10 protein-coding genes and 2 tRNA genes are annotated in these 14,539 nt (G+C 67.2%); 5 read left to right on the top strand and 7 right to left on the bottom strand.

Annotated features, from left to right (window positions below; genetic code table 11):
- Positions 1 to 132: 132 nt before the first annotated feature.
- The 4 genes from ACT89H_RS26645 to ACT89H_RS26630 all read left to right on the top strand — a co-directional run bounded on the left by ACT89H_RS26645 (position 133) and on the right by ACT89H_RS26630 (position 6,166).
- Complete coding sequence (locus ACT89H_RS26645) at positions 133 to 1,137, top strand: hypothetical protein (RefSeq protein ID WP_445111411.1); 1,005 nt, start codon at positions 133 to 135, stop codon at positions 1,135 to 1,137.
- 26 nt (positions 1,138 to 1,163) lie between these two features.
- Positions 1,164 to 2,558: a radical SAM protein gene (locus ACT89H_RS26640; RefSeq protein ID WP_445111410.1), complete on the top strand. Its 1,395-nt coding sequence runs from the start codon at positions 1,164 to 1,166 to the stop codon at positions 2,556 to 2,558.
- Entirely contained in the window at positions 2,555 to 5,602 is a 3,048-nt protein-coding gene (locus ACT89H_RS26635) for a glycine--tRNA ligase (protein WP_445111409.1), read from the top strand. Before ACT89H_RS26640 ends, ACT89H_RS26635 begins: the two co-directional genes overlap by 4 nt.
- Positions 5,603 to 5,998: 396 nt before the next feature.
- Positions 5,999 to 6,166, top strand: a complete 168-nt coding sequence (locus ACT89H_RS26630) for a hypothetical protein (RefSeq protein WP_445111408.1) — start codon at positions 5,999 to 6,001, stop codon at positions 6,164 to 6,166.
- Between the two features lie 364 nt (positions 6,167 to 6,530).
- On the opposite strand, the gene ACT89H_RS26625 is transcribed toward ACT89H_RS26630, so the two are convergent.
- A tRNA-Lys gene (locus tag ACT89H_RS26625) sits at positions 6,531 to 6,603 on the bottom strand.
- Positions 6,604 to 6,904: 301 nt separating this feature from the next.
- On the opposite strand from ACT89H_RS26625, the gene ACT89H_RS26620 reads away from it, so the two are divergent.
- On the top strand, positions 6,905 to 8,143 hold the full coding sequence (locus ACT89H_RS26620; protein WP_445111407.1) for a L,D-transpeptidase: 1,239 nt from the start codon (positions 6,905 to 6,907) through the stop codon (positions 8,141 to 8,143).
- Between the two features lie 280 nt (positions 8,144 to 8,423).
- Here the strand turns inward: ACT89H_RS26620 and ACT89H_RS26615 are convergent.
- From ACT89H_RS26615 to ACT89H_RS26590, 6 genes are all read right to left on the bottom strand, one after another.
- Positions 8,424 to 8,499, bottom strand: a tRNA-His gene (locus tag ACT89H_RS26615).
- 55 nt (positions 8,500 to 8,554) lie between these two features.
- Complete coding sequence (orn, locus tag ACT89H_RS26610; RefSeq protein WP_445111406.1) at positions 8,555 to 9,208, bottom strand: oligoribonuclease; 654 nt, start codon at positions 9,206 to 9,208, stop codon at positions 8,555 to 8,557.
- Positions 9,209 to 9,492: 284 nt separating this feature from the next.
- A complete protein-coding gene (gene lysA, locus ACT89H_RS26605) occupies positions 9,493 to 10,833 on the bottom strand; it encodes a diaminopimelate decarboxylase (protein ID WP_445111405.1) in 1,341 nt (446 codons plus the stop codon).
- Positions 10,834 to 10,975: 142 nt separating this feature from the next.
- Complete coding sequence (cmrA, locus tag ACT89H_RS26600) at positions 10,976 to 11,779, bottom strand: mycolate reductase (protein ID WP_445111404.1); 804 nt, start codon at positions 11,777 to 11,779, stop codon at positions 10,976 to 10,978.
- A 37-nt stretch (positions 11,780 to 11,816) separates the two neighbouring features.
- Entirely contained in the window at positions 11,817 to 13,847 is a 2,031-nt protein-coding gene (locus ACT89H_RS26595) for an FAD-dependent oxidoreductase (protein ID WP_445111403.1), read from the bottom strand.
- A complete protein-coding gene (locus ACT89H_RS26590) occupies positions 13,844 to 14,422 on the bottom strand; it encodes a PadR family transcriptional regulator (protein ID WP_445111402.1) in 579 nt (192 codons plus the stop codon). The genes ACT89H_RS26595 and ACT89H_RS26590 overlap by 4 nt, the downstream gene beginning before the upstream one ends.
- Positions 14,423 to 14,539 lie beyond the last annotated feature (117 nt).

Genomic DNA, 14,539 nt, shown 5'->3' with positions numbered 1-14,539 from the left:
GCGTGGGGAGTACGAAGCCCCCAAGGTGGAGACGAAAACGATGATCAGCCGCCAGTGCGACTGAGATGACAACCCCTGGTCGGCCGGGGTTTGGTCGGCCAGGGACCGGCGGCAACAACATGGGGTGGTCGAATGCTGACCTTGTACGTGGGTGATCTCCACTTTTCGGGATGGTCGATGCGCGCTCGAGTCGCGGTGGCCGAGAAGAGCCTTCCAGTGACCGAAAGGATCGTGGAGCTGGATTGGCCGATCCGGGAAAGTCCGGACGGGGTGCTGTTTGCCGGCGACGGCACCGACGAACGTGAGGCCGGCATCGGCTGCGCGTGCGACGCCGACGATCTCGCGGAAGCCGATGTCGACGGCATTCTGGAGGACTCCGCGATGTCGCTGCTGCCTCGGGTCCCGATTCTGGCCGACACCGAGACCGGAGCCGTCGCCGGGGATGTGGTCTCGATCGCCGAGTACCTTGACGAGATCGCACCGGAATCCGGTGTCAGCCTCATGGGCGCCACGCGACGTCAACGGGCCTTGGTCCGCTCTCTATGCGCCTGGGCGAGTCACGACCTGCCGTACTTGCGCGAGGGCGCGTCCTACGCACGCTCGCTCCGTGCCGCCCCGGGCATTCCTGGGCCCGCAGCAGTGGAACAGGCACGGTGGCTGTGCGACGTCGTGTCCGGGTTGTTGCGCCGTTCGGATGGTCCGTTCCTCGTCGGGGACTTCGGACTCGCGGATGTGATGGTGTCGACCTACTTCCAGCAGCTCCGCGGCTGGCATATCGGCATCGACGACTCTGCCGTGCGCGACTACGCGCGTCGACTGCTGGAGCGCCCGTCGGTCGCTGAACACCTCGACCAGGCTCGCGCGATCTATCGGGCCATCGACGAGGCCCCGACCGGGTCGCCGCAGTGGATCCTGCGCCACTACCGCTATCACCCGGGCAAGCAATTGCTGCACGACTGGCAACGCGACCGCTGCGAACGACTGGTCAACACCACCGCCGTGGAGGCGGTACAGCTGGCCTATCAGGGGCTCGACCTCGAGCAGATCACGCAGGCGCTCGCCCGGATCTACCAGGTGCCGCTGGAGCGCGTTGCCGACGACGTCACCACGTTGTTCGCGCGGCTCTCACCCGCCTGACCGTCCCCGATTCGAGGAGTATCGCGATGCCCGCCACCCTGTCGGGTGCCCTGACCCAGCAGCTGAAATTCCGTGCCGACCTCGGCCTGCTGTTCGACCCACACACCGGCACCTTCCATCGACTCCGTAACGCGGTCGCCGAATCGCTGGTGTCACTGATGTTCTCCGGCGCCGATGACGACACCGTCATCGGCGATATCGCGCACCGCTACAACGTTGCGCCCGCACGCGTCGCCGCCGACGCCGCCGACCTGGTCGCCACCCTGACCTCCCCGCCGCCGACAGCCGTCCAGGACGACAGCCACGGGTCGTTGCTGGGCGTCGACAAGCGGTTCGACTCGAAGCTGGACTTCCCCTTGCGGCTCGAAATCGAACTCACCGCTGTGTGTAACTGGGCGTGCGGATTCTGCTACAACGTGTGGAAGATCGACCCGGACATGAGCGACGCCGATGTCCGGCGCGCGGTAAAAGGATTGCCGGAAAAGCATATTCCGACCGGGCTGGCATGCTCGATCCTCGACGAATGCGCCGACCGTGGCTGTTTCGTCATCCGCTACAGCGGCGGGGAGACACTGCTGCACCCCGATGCAATGGAGATCTTCGAGCACGGTGGTCGCCGCGGCCTGTACCAGGTGGTGTTTACCAACGGCCACTTCCTCACCGCCGAACGGGCGAAGCGTCTGGCAGCAGCGAACGTGCGATGTGTCCTCGTCTCGATCCACGGCGACCGCAATACCCACAACGAACTGACCGGCCATCCCCGCGCATACGACCGCGCGATCGACGCAATGCGGCTGCTGATCGACGCCGGTATCACCGTGGTCGCAGAAATGACACTGGTCAAAGGCAACATCGACGGCGCGCTGGACGTCATCCGCGACGTGTACGCGCTCGGCGTACGCGAGTTCGGCGTCATGCGCTACGTCCCGACCGGCCGCCAGGACGACCGCTACGGCATCCCGGTATCGGTCACCATGCCGCTGATCACTCGCATCGACGAACTCCTTGCCACCGAATGCCCCGCGATGACGGTCGCGTGGCCCTGCGCGCAGAAGGTGTGCACCAGCGACACCGACACCCCGTTGCGGTCCGACGACCCCACCTTGGGATTGCGGCTGTCGCAGATATCCGGGCACTGCGAGTCGGGAATGGTGTGGGGCAGCGTCTCCTACGACGGCCGGTTGCGGAACTGCCCGCACTCCAACGTCTACTTCGGCTCCCTGCACACCGGCCCCCTCGCCGGAGCATGGCCCGCCTTGACCGACGCCGTGCACGCAGCGGTCGCCACCAGGTCAACCTGCGCCGGTTGCGCCGTCGCCGACGCCTGCCGCGGCGGCTGCCACCTGCCCAGTTTCTTCGCTCCGGCGGCCGGAGTAGCGCTCGGAATGCCCGCCCTCGCCACCGATAGGATTTCCGGATGACCACGGCAACTGCCCACACCGACAACCTCACCGCCCCCGTATCGATGCAGGAAGCGGTCCTTCGTCTGCAGGCGTACTGGTCGCAGCGAGGTTGCCTGCTGGGTCAGCCGTTCAACACCGAGGTCGGTGCCGGCACGATGAATCCCGCCACGCTGCTGAGCGTCCTGGGGCCGGAAACCTGGAACGTCGCCTACGTCGAGCCATCGGTCCGTCCCGACGACTCCCGGTACGGCAAGAACCCGAACCGCCTGCAAACCCACACGCAGTTCCAGGTCATCCTCAAACCCGAACCGGGTAATCCGCAGGAGCTGTACCTGGGTTCGCTGGCCGCGCTCGGTATCGACCTCAACTCCCACGATGTGCGATTCGTGGAGGACAACTGGGCGCAGCCGGCGATCGGAGCCTGGGGCCTGGGCTGGGAAGTCTGGCTCGACGGCATGGAGATCACCCAGTTCACCTACTTCCAGCAGGTCGCCGGACAGAACCTCGACCCGATCCCGGTCGAGATCACCTACGGCCTCGAGCGGATCCTGATGGCGATCCAGGGCGTCACCCACTTCAAAGACATCGCCTACGCGCCTGGGGTCAGCTACGGCGAAGTGTTCGGCCAGTCCGAATACGAGATGTCGCGGTACTACCTCGACGACGCCGACATCGACACCACCCGCGGCCTGCTCGCCGCATACTCGGCAGAAGCCGACCGGATGATCACCGCCCGGCTGCCGGTGCCCGCGCACGTGCATGTCCTGAAGTCCAGCCATGCGTTCAACATTCTGGATTCGCGCGGTGCGGTGAGCACGGCCGAGCGGGCGAAGTGGTTCGCGGTGATGCGCAAGCAATCCCGCGAGATCGCCGCCCTGTGGACCGACTTGCGCGACCAGGCCGGGCACCCGCGCGGAGTACACGTCCCGCTGCCGCTGGCCACGCCTCCCGTCGACCCCGCCACGATCACGTCCGTACCCGGATCGGTGCTGCTGTTCGAGATCGGTACCGAGGAACTTCCGCCGCATGTCGTGACCGCAAGCATCTCCAGCGTGCAAGCCATGCTCACCGAACTCCTGGACGCCACCGCACTGCCCTACGGTGAGATCACCGTGCAGGCGACCCCACGCCGGATCGGTGTGCGAGTCGAGGGCATCGCCGATCGGGAACCCGACAGCGTGAATGTGCGTCGAGGCCCGAAGGTCGCCGCCGCCTACGACACCGACGGAAACCCCACTCCGGCGCTCGCTGGTTTCCTGCGTTCGCAGGGCGTCTCGGCCGATGATCTGCGGCGCATCGAAGTCGGCGGTGCCGAGCACGTCGCGGTCGAGAGCACACGCGCCGGCCGATCGGCGGCGGTGGTGCTCACCGATGTCCTGTCCCAGCTCACCATGGCGCTGCGGGCGGACAAGAACATGCGCTGGCGCGATCCTGAATTGAGTTTCTCCCGCCCGATCCGATGGCTCACCGCGCTGCTCGGCGACCAGATCCTCCCGATCACCGCCGGCACATTGGCAGCCGGCCGCAGCACCCGAGGCCACCGCCAATCCGCCACACCGACAATCGACATCCCCGCCGCCGACCACTATCTCCCAGTACTCGAGGCCGCTGGAATCGTCGTCGACCCGGTCGACCGCCGCGCACGCGTCGTGTCCGCGGCTACCGCTCTGGCCGAGGCCGAGGATGGCCGAATCGACCTCGACGGCGACGCCGACCTGATCGATGAGATCACCAACCTCATCGAATCCCCGACCGGCATCCTCGGCCACTTCGACCCCAAATACCTTGACCTGCCAGAACAAATCCTCATCACCGTGATGCGCAAGCATCAGCGCTACCTGCCGGTCCGCTCCGGCGCCGGTGACCTGCTGCCGGTATTCGTGACAATGGCCAACGGCCACTGCGACCCCGACGTCGTCCGTAGCGGCAACGAAAGCGTGCTCCGCGCCCGCTTCGAGGATGCCGCGTTCTTCTGGAACGCCGACCTGACCACCGCCCCCGACAAGTTCCGGTCCCGGCTCGCGGCGCTGATGTTCCACGAGAAGGTCGGCACCATGGCCGACCGCGCCGACCGCATTGCCGCAGCCGCCACCAGGCTCGGCACCCGCATCGGCCTCTCCACCGCTGACGCGGCCACTCTGACCCGCGCAGGCGCCCTCGCGAAATTCGACCTCGCCACCCAGATGGTGATCGAAATGACCTCCCTCGCAGGCACTATGGCCCGCGAATACGCGACCAAGGCCGGCGAACCCGAACCGGTGGCCACGGCCCTGTGGGAAATGGAGCTGCCCCGCAGTGCCGGAGACGACCTCCCCACCACCTCACCCGGTGCGCTGCTCGCACTGGCTGACCGCTTCGACCTGCTGGTCGCGATGCTCGCCGTCGACGCCAAACTCACCGGCAGCGCCGACCCCTACGGGCTGCGCCGCGCGGCAGCCGGAATCCTGGCGATCCTGCGTAGCCACCCCGAACTCGATGACATCACCATCCCCGTCGGTCTCGCGGTCGCTGCCGACCAACTCCGCGGCCAGGGCCTCACCGTCGACCCCACAGTCCTGTCCACCGCCGAGGAACTCATTACCACCCGCTACGAGCAGCGGCTCCGCGACGAAGCAGTCGGTCCGGGACTCATCGCCGCTGTCCGTCCTTCCGCCGAGGCCCCCCGCCGGGCCGACGTGCTGATCGACCAGATCAGCGAAGCCAGCGCCGACGACCGATTCGCCGATCTCGCGGAAGGACTGCAACGGATCATGCGAATCCTGCCTCCCACCGCACCCACCACGTACGACCCTGCCAGATTGACCGGCCCCGCCGAACAGCAGCTCCTCACCACGACGGGATCGGTGCCCGCCGCCGACGGCAGGCCGCTGACCGAATGGCTCCCCCACGGCCACACCCTGATCGAACCACTCACCACATTCTTCGACGACGTCCTCGTCATGGCCGACGACCCCGCCGACCGCACCGCACGGCTGGGACTGTTGGCCACGATCCTGGCGAAAGCTCCCGCCGGAATCGACTGGCGAGAAGTCCACCAGGTGCTGCAAAAGCACGACGGGTAACGCTCGCCAGCTTTGTGCCGAGCGGTCGGGACATAGCGGATCCCGACGTCATCGTTAGACGTTTTATGAGGCGGCGCGCGACTACACGATGGAGGTGTGCTTGGCGGCGATCCTCGGCCTGGCTGCCCACGGCTCGATCGGCCCTTCAGGTTCCAGAGCTGTTCGCCACGCTGCGGGCCAGACGAACGTCGGGGTGTGGCCGCTGTGACAGCACCGACCGTGCCGGTGATTGTTCACCGTGGTGGTGAATACCGTTTCGCTGGTGACGTTTCGGTCAGATGTCGACCGACATGGTGACCACGCACGCATCGCTTGTCGTGGTGTTGACCGCGTATGCGGGTATGGCCGGCAGCGTCGGCGGACAGTGGGCAGGCGGCTACGACAGGCCGCGCACTCGTGGAACGGCTGAAACCGCTGTTCGAGGGGATCCGGCTGTGGGTGGAACCGGCGAGAACCAAGTTCCTCGGTCGCGGCCGACCCGCTGCCGTGCACTCACGGTCGGGCGCCCTGTCGAACCGGGAAGTCCTCGATGACGCCGACACGATCTCCTACCTGGACTTCTAAGGGGCTACCGCCGGAACGGACTCCCACGGTGTACAGCTCGGGTCAGCCGAGGATGCTATTCGTCGCTACCTGGCGGAGGAACACCCAATGACCGACACGGTATCGCGCCTGGTTGTGGAGCGAGTCGATTAGCTGATCGCTGAGGCGTCGGATTCGAAGACGGCCGCGGAGCAGTGGGCATTCTTGTGCGGGCATCACAGAGCGGCATTACATCGTCTCGCCGGAGCAGATACCCGACTCATCGACTGTGCTGGAGCTGAGCCTGGGCACGGCCAGCTGGGGAGCTTTGGGGTGAACTTTTGGTGCGGCCCGGTAGAGCGAAACGAGGCCGACCATAAAATAGGTCCTGACCTGCTACTTTAGGTGCGCCATCAGGGACTCGAACCCCGAACCCGCTGATTAAGAGTCAGCTGCTCTGCCAATTGAGCTAATGGCGCTTGCTCCGTGTTTCGGTGCGGGACAAACCTTAACAGGCCAGTGCCACAGAAGTGAAATCGCGTCCTGACCGGCGCGGATGTGACGCCCTCCGCCGCCGGTAACGCCGGGGTTCGCCGGGGTGATCTACAGCTGGTAACGCTGCAGTGACGGACTAGGTGTTCACATTGGTGCAGACGTGACGCACTGGCAGAATGTCCGATTGTGGTTTCGACCGCCCGCGTACCCACGTCGGGGTGTGGTGGTCGGCATCCGAAGCCATCGGTGTGTGCAGGAGCACCGAGACTTTGAAACGGGGTTGAAATGAGTGTTGGTCGAGGTCGGCACGAGCGCAAGCCGGCCACCCGGTGGTCGCTACGCACGTTCGCGGGACCGGTGATCGTCGTCGCGGTCGCCGCGCTGGCGATGACCGGATGTTCGGCATCCGATGCCAAGGACGCGGCTCAGGTGGCCATCGACCGAAACCCCATCACGGAATTGATCAAGCCCAAGCTGTTGTCGCCGGTGAAGGACGGAGAGGTCGGCGTATCGCCGGGCGTCCCGCTGGCGTTCAAGGTGGAGGACGGCAAGTTCACCAACGTGAGCTTGGTCAGCTCGCAGGGCAAGGCGGTGGAGGGCAAGCTCGCCGCCGACGGGCGGTCGTGGGAGACCACCGAGGTGCTCGGCTACGGCAAGAACTACCGATTGAAAGCGGACGCGATCGGCCTCGGCGGCGCGAACTCCGCCACACTGAGCTTCACCACGAGTTCGCCCGGTAACCAGACCAAGCCCTACCTGGTCCCCGGTGAGGCGGAGGTCGTCGGTATCGGCCAGCCGGTGGCCGTGCAGTTCGACGAGAACATTCCCGACCGGAAAGCCGCGCAGGACGCGATCAAGATCACCACGGAGCCGCCGGTCGAGGGCGCGTTCTACTGGGTGAACAACCGCGAGGTGCGCTGGCGGCCGGAGCGGTTCTGGGCTCCGGGGACGAAGATCACCGTCGATGTGAACGTCTACGGGCGCAATCTCGGCAAGGGTCTGTACGGTCAGGACAACATCCACTCGTTCTTCACCATCGGTGACGCGATGGTCTTCACCGCCGACGACAACACCAAGCAGGTGACCGTCGAGCTGAACGGGCAGGTGATCCGCACCATGCCGACTTCGATGGGCAAGGACAGCACGCCCACCGACAACGGCGTCTACATCGTGGCCGACCGGCACGAGAAGATCATCATGGACTCCTCGACCTACGGCGTGGCGGTCAACTCGCCCGATGGGTACAAGACGCCGGTGGACTTCGCGACGCGACTGTCCTACAGCGGCATCTTCTTCCACTCGGCGCCGTGGTCGGTCGGTGCGCAGGGATACAGCAACACCAGTCACGGCTGCCTGAATCTCAGCCCGGCGAATGCGCAGTGGGTCTTCCAGAACGCCAAGCGCGGCGACATCACGATCGTGAAGAACACCGTGGGCGGCACCCTGTCCGGTGTGGACGGCCTGGGTGACTGGAACATCCCGTGGCCGGTCTGGAAGGCGGGCAACGCCGAGGACAATCGCTGAGCCGACGCAGAAGCGCCGAACGGGTCACCGGAGCGAATCCGGTGACCCGTTCGGCGTTCAGGCCCTACGAAGGCCGCGACAACCGCGGAAGGCGGGACATCACGACTGGATTCGGGCGGTCCTGGCACTCGAGGCGATCATGCTCGCCGAAGTCGCACACCGCAGCGGTGGTCCAGGGACCGGCATTCCGTGTTTCAGTGGCCGATGCGCCCGATGAGGAGGAATTCGCTGGTCCGGTGTGCGAACCGGCCCTGGAGGACGGTTCGCACACCGCGACACGTGGGGTGAGCGACGGGACTCGAACCCGCGACAGCCAGGATCACAACCTGGTGCTCTACCAACTGAACTACGCTCACCATCGCCGGTGAAGAACCGGCGGGCTAGATATTAGCGTGTCAACCCGCCCACTCCCTAATCGGCGTCTGGCGAGCCGTTGACCTGCGCCGATTCGGTCCGCTGTGTGGCGGTCTCGGAAACCTCGGCGGCGACGGCGGCGATTTCGATGCTGGACGGGCCGGGCGGTGCGACGAACGCGGTACGCCGGTAGTACTCCAGTTCCCGGATGGACTCCTGGATGTCGGCCAGGGCGCGATGGCTCAGGCCCTTCTCCGGCTGGCCGAAGTAGATGCGCGGGTACCAGCGGCGGCACAGCTCCTTGATCGAGCTCACGTCGACCATCCGGTAGTGCAGGTGGGCATCCAGCAGCGGCATGTCCCTGGCGATGAAACCGCGGTCGGTGGCGATCGAGTTGCCGGCCAGCGGCACGGTGCGCGGGGTGGGAATGTACTGGCGGATGTAGTCGAGCACGCGCTGCTCGGCCTCTTCGAGGGTGACGGTGGAGCGGCGGACCTCGTCGGTCAGCCCGGAACGCGCGTGCATATCGGCGACCACCGCGGGCATCGCGGCCAGCGCGTCGTCGTCGGCGTGGATGACGATGTCCACGCCCTCGCCGAGGATGTTGAGATCGCTGTCGGTCACGAGTGCGGCCACCTCGATCAGCTTGTCGCTGTCCAAGCGCAAGCCGGTCATCTCGCAGTCCATCCACACCATGTATTTGTCGGACACCCGTGCAACATTAGCCGGGCGAGCGCCCGGGTCCTGCGATACGGCTCGGCAACCCCGGAGCCGCCGATGCGGACATGAACCCGACCGACGGCGATCCCATCTGACCAGCCCGGAGGGAAAGAAGGATCTGGCGGCCACCGCGGGGGTGATCCTGCAGGCCCTGTCCAGCTCGCCGGCCGCGAAGTACGCCCGGACCATCGACCGGGAATCGGCCGACGAACCGCTTGCCGCGAAGGACGGCCGAGGCCGCGCGGGAACCGGAGCGCGGCGGGCCGGCCCGCCGCTCATCCGACCTCGCGGGCGAGCAGGTCCGCCGCCGTCTCCCGGCGCACCAGTTCGCGGGCGCGGCCGCGGTGAACGGCGATGATCGGCGGTCGCCCGACACTGTTGTAGGACGAGGCCAGGCTGTGGTGGTAGGCGCCGGTGCACGGCATCGCGAGCACCTCACCGGGACGCAGGTCGGCGGGCAGTTGTACGTCGGCGGCGAGGATGTCGCCCGCTTCGCAGAAGCGGCCGGCGACCGTCGCGGTCATCTGCGGACCGCACGGGTGCCGGTTGGCGACCACCACCTCGTAGCGCGCGCCGTAGAGCGCGACGCGCGGGTTGTCGCTCATCCCGCCGTCCACGGTGACGTAGGTGTGGCCGCCTTCGATGTGCTTGATCGAGAGCACCCGGTACAGCGTCACCCCGGCCCGGGCGACGATGGCGCGTCCGGGCTCCACCGCGAGGACCGGGCGCGGGAAGTGGTGGCGGGCGCAGGCGGCGTCGAGAGCGTCTTCGAGGATGTCGGCGAGTTCGGCGAGGTTCATTTCGGCGTCACCGCCGCGATAGGCCACCGCGTGACCGCCGCCCAGATCCAGCTGGGTCAAGACGACGCCGTGGTCCTGCCGCACCTGCGCCATTGCGCCGACCATGCGCCGCACCGCCTCCCCGTAGTGGTCGGGGTGGTCGATCTGCGAGCCCAGGTGGCAGTGGAAGCCGACCAGGTCGAGATTCGGCCGGCGCAGCACCCGGTCGATCGCCTCGGCGGCCGAATCGCTGCCGAGCGGGAACCCGAACTTCTGGTCGTGCACGCCGGTGCGCACCGCGGGATGGCCGTGGACGTCGATGCCGGGAGACAGCCGCAGCAGTACCCGCTGTGGCTTGGTGGCCAGGGCGGACAACAGCGTGATCTCGGTGTGCGAGTCGATCACGATCCGGCCGACCCCGCAGCGTACGGCGGTGGCCAGCTCGTCGAACGACTTCCCGTTGCCGTGCAGGACGATGCGCGCGGGGTCCACACCGGCAGCCCGCGCGACGGCCAGTTCGCCCGCCGAGCACACGTCCACCGAAAGCCCTTCCCGAGTAACCCATTCCAGTACCGCCCGGATCATCAGCGCCTTGCCCGCGTAGATGATCTCGGCCTCGGGGAAAGCCTTGCGGTAGGCCCGGCAACGGGACCGCACCTCGTGCTCGTCCAGGACGTAGGTGGGCGTCCCGTACTGATCGGCGATATCGGCGAGGGCGACGCCGCCGAGGGTGATTGCGCCGTCGCCGTCGTAGTGCGTCTCCCGCGGCCAGATCGCGGCATCCAGGCGCGAAGGTGATCCCGACCGCAATGACGGGAGGATGTCGAGCAGCGTCACGATGTTCTCCTGGGTCGTCCCCGCTTTCTCTGATTGCGGGGTCGATGCCAGGACTACGCCGGGTACCGGGTGGGTGGGCGAGTCGTTTGCGGATCCTTGACCACCCGGTATCGCTTCTTGACAGGTCGCTGACGCGGTCGGCTCAGCTGCCGAGTTTCTTGTAGAACGCGCCCGCGATGGGTGCGGTGACCGCACGTGGGCCGTACTGTCCCGCCACGCTCATTCCCTTGCTGATCAGGCCGGGGACCACGCGCATCTTGTTGCGGGCGAGCGCATCGACGGACACCTTGGCGGTGGACTCCGAGGACACCCACATGAAGTCGGGCACCATCCGGTCGACGATGGAGGCGTCGGCGGGGTCCGGGGTCTCGGTGCGGACCGGGCCGGGCGCCAGCAGGGTCACGTGCACCCCGGAGCCCTTCAACTCGCCGCGCAGCGATTCGGAGAAGGTGTTGGCGAAGGCCTTGCTCGCGGCATAGGTGGCGTTGTTCGGGATCGGCATGTTGCCCGCGGCCGAGCCGCTGATCAGGATGCCGCCGCTGCCGCGGGCGAGCATGCCGGGCAGCACGGCCAGTGTCAGATCGTGCACGGCGACGGCGTTGAGCTCCATCTGCGCGCGCTCGTAGGCCGGGTCGAGTTCGGCGATCGCGCCGAAGGTCGCGATGCCCGCGTTGTTGCACAGGATGGCGATCTCGCGGGCCGCCAGTTCGTTCACCAGCACACCGCGCTGCGCGCGGTCGGCCAGGTCGACCGCGCGCACCTCGGCGGTGATGCCGTGGGCCAGGGTCAGCCGCTGCGCGAGCTCGGTGAGCAGCTCTTCGCGGCGGGCGACCAGGATCAGCGAGTAGCCGCGGGCGGCGAGTTCGGCGGCGAGCGCGGTGCCGATGCCGGAGGAGGCGCCGGTGACGACCGCGCGGTTCTCGGAGGTGGGGGAGGGCAGGCTCACTCGGTGCAGCCTAGGCGACGCGGCACGGTGGTCCGCGTCAGAGCCGTGCGGCCAGCCGGGTGCCCTGGTCGATGGCGCGTTTGGCGTCCAGTTCGGCGGCGAGTTCGGCGCCGCCGATGAGGTGCGGGTGGATCCCGGCGGCGCGCAACGGGGCTTCCAGGTCGCGCACGGATTCCTGGCCCGCGCAGACGACGACGTTGTCGACCGGGATCAGCTGGTAGCGTCGCCGTTTCGCGCCGAAGCTGATGTGCAGGCCGTTGTCGTCGATACGTTCGTAGTTGACGCCGCCGATCTGCTCGACGCCCTTCGCCCTCAGCGCGGCCCGATGCACCCATCCGGAGGTCTTGCCCAGGCCCTTGCCGAACGGGGTCGATTTCCGTTGCAGCAGGACGACTTCACGCGCCGCGGGAACGGGCCTCGGTGTGGTGAGCTGTCCGGGGACCTGCTCGTCGTCGGAGGTCACGCCCCATTCCCGCTTCCATTCGTCCAGCTGGAGGGTGGGATGCCCGTCCACGGTGAGGAATTCGCCGACGTCGTAGCCGATGCCGCCCGCGCCGATCACGGCGACGCGCTTGCCGACGGGTTTGTCCTCGCGCACCAGCTCGGCGTACGACAGCACCATGGGGTGGTCGATACCGGGGATGTCGGGGATCCGCGGCCGTACGCCGGTGGCGAGTATCACCTCGTCGTAGCCTCCCGCGATGAGTTCGTCGGCGCCGACCCGCTTGTTCAGGCGCACCGTGACGCCGGTGAGTTCGAGCATCCGGGTGTAGTACCGGATCGATTCGCTGAACTCCTCCTTGCCCGGGATGCGGCGGGCGATGTCGAATTGCCCGCCGATCTTGTCGCCGGCCTCGAACAACTCGACCCGATGGCCGCGTTCGGCGAGGTTCACCGCCGCCGAAAGCCCGGCCGGGCCCGCGCCGACCACGGCGATGCGCTTGCCGCGGCGGGTCGGCAGCAGCTTCAGCTCGGTCTCGTGCCCGGCCCGCGGGTTCAGCAGGCAGGACACGCTCTTGTGCTGGAAGGCGTGATCGAGGCACGCCTGGTTGCACGCGATGCAGGTGTTGATCTCGTCGACGCGATCCTGCGCGGTCTTGTTCACCCACTCCGGGTCGGTGAGGAATGGCCGGGCCAGCGAAACGAGCTGCGCGGCACCGCGGGTCAGGATGCCCTCGGCGACCTCGGGCATGTTGATCCGGTTGGAGGCGCACACCGGGATGGTGACCCGCGCGCTGATCTTCGCGGTGAATTCGACGAAGGCGGCGCGCGGTACCGAGGTCACGATGGTGGGCACGCGCGCCTCGTGCCAGCCGATGTCGGTGTTCAGGATGTTCACCCCGGCGGCTTCGAGTTCCTCGGCCAGCGCGAGGATTTCCTCGAAGGTCTGACCCTTTTCCACCAGTTCGGCCATGGACAGCCGGAACACGATGATGAACTCCGGGCCGACCGCGGCGCGGACGCGGCGCACGATCTCCACCGCGATCCGGCGCCGGTTCTGCGGGGAGCCGCCCCATGCGTCGGTGCGCCTGTTGGTGCGCGGCGCGAGGAACTGGTTGATGAAATATCCTTCACCGCCCATGATCTCGCAGCCGTCGTACCCGGCGAACTGGGCGAGTTTCGCGCAGCGGGCGTAATCGTCGATGGTGCGCTCGATGCCTTTCGCCGACAGCGCGCGCGGCCGGAACGGGTTGATCGGCGCTTTGATGGACGACGCCGACACACTGCCCGGCAGGTAGGAGTAGCGACCGGCGTGCAGGATCTGGATGGCGATCTTGCCGCCGTGCTCGTGCACCGCCTTGGTGATGGTGCGGTGCCGGTAGGCCTCGGTCTTGGTGGTCAGCTTGGCGCCGAAGGGCAGCAGCCGGCCCGCGCGATTCGGCGCGTAGCCGCCGGTGATGATCAGGCCCGCGCCGCCGCGTGCGCGTTCGGCGAAGTAGGCGGCCAGTTTGCCGGTGTTCCAGGCGCGGTCCTCCAGCCCGGTGTGCATCGACCCCATGACCACGCGATTGCGCAGGGTGGTGAAGCCGAGATCCAGCGGCTCGAGCAAACGGGGGAAGGAACTCATGGGTGCGGTCGCCTCTCTCCGTCCGTGCGCGGGGCTGTCGCGCGCGGATGCAGTGCGTGCAGAACTTCGTCGCACCATTCGACGAATCCCGCCTCCACGCGGATGCCCGCGCGCAGGACGAGGTACTGGTGCAGGGCTGTCCCGGCGAGCCGATCGGGAGCGGGGAAGTCGCGCTTCTCGATGTGCCGGTACAACTCGAGCCGTTGGGCGTGCTGGTCGCGGTGGCGGGCCACCTCGGCGCGCAAGGCGGTGCGGTCGCCGTACGCCGCGGCGCGGATCTTCACGGCGAGTTCGTTGCGCGGGGTGGCGGAATCGCTCGGTGCGGCGATCCAGCGCGTGAGTTCGGCGCGCCCGGTCTCGCTCACCGAGTAGACCTTCTTGTCCGGCCTGCCCTGCTGGACCACCGTCGCGCCGTCGACCCAGCCGGACTCCTCCATGCGCTTGAGGACGCGATAGATCTGCTGGTGGGTCGCGTTCCAGAAGTAGCCGATGGATTTGTCGAAGCGGCGCGCGAGTTCGTATCCCGAGCCGGCGCGCTCGGTCAGCGATACCAGCAACGCATGCTCCAGCGCCATGCGGGTGAGGATAGCCGTGACGTTCAGTAATATGCAACTAGGTGCATAGAATCCCCTGTGTTCCTCGGGGCCGGACCCGATTTCGGTCCGCCTCGACACCGTCTCGCGCATTAAGCT

This window comes from Nocardia aegles (genome assembly GCF_052545135.1).
This window is presented reverse-complemented; position numbering and strand designations above follow the sequence as displayed.

What these genes read in the sequence shown, in the direction of transcription:
- ACT89H_RS26590 (WP_445111402.1), bottom strand. Translation starts at nt 14,422, where the DNA reads ATGGCGCTGGAGCATGCGTTGCTGGTATCGCTGACCGAGCGCGCCGGC.
- ACT89H_RS26640 (WP_445111410.1), top strand. Translation starts at nt 1,164, where the DNA reads ATGCCCGCCACCCTGTCGGGTGCCCTGACCCAGCAGCTGAAATTCCGT.
- ACT89H_RS26645 (WP_445111411.1), top strand. Translation starts at nt 133, where the DNA reads ATGCTGACCTTGTACGTGGGTGATCTCCACTTTTCGGGATGGTCGATG.
- ACT89H_RS26595 (WP_445111403.1), bottom strand. Translation starts at nt 13,847, where the DNA reads ATGAGTTCCTTCCCCCGTTTGCTCGAGCCGCTGGATCTCGGCTTCACC.
- ACT89H_RS26620 (WP_445111407.1), top strand. Translation starts at nt 6,905, where the DNA reads ATGAGTGTTGGTCGAGGTCGGCACGAGCGCAAGCCGGCCACCCGGTGG.
- ACT89H_RS26635 (WP_445111409.1), top strand. Translation starts at nt 2,555, where the DNA reads ATGACCACGGCAACTGCCCACACCGACAACCTCACCGCCCCCGTATCG.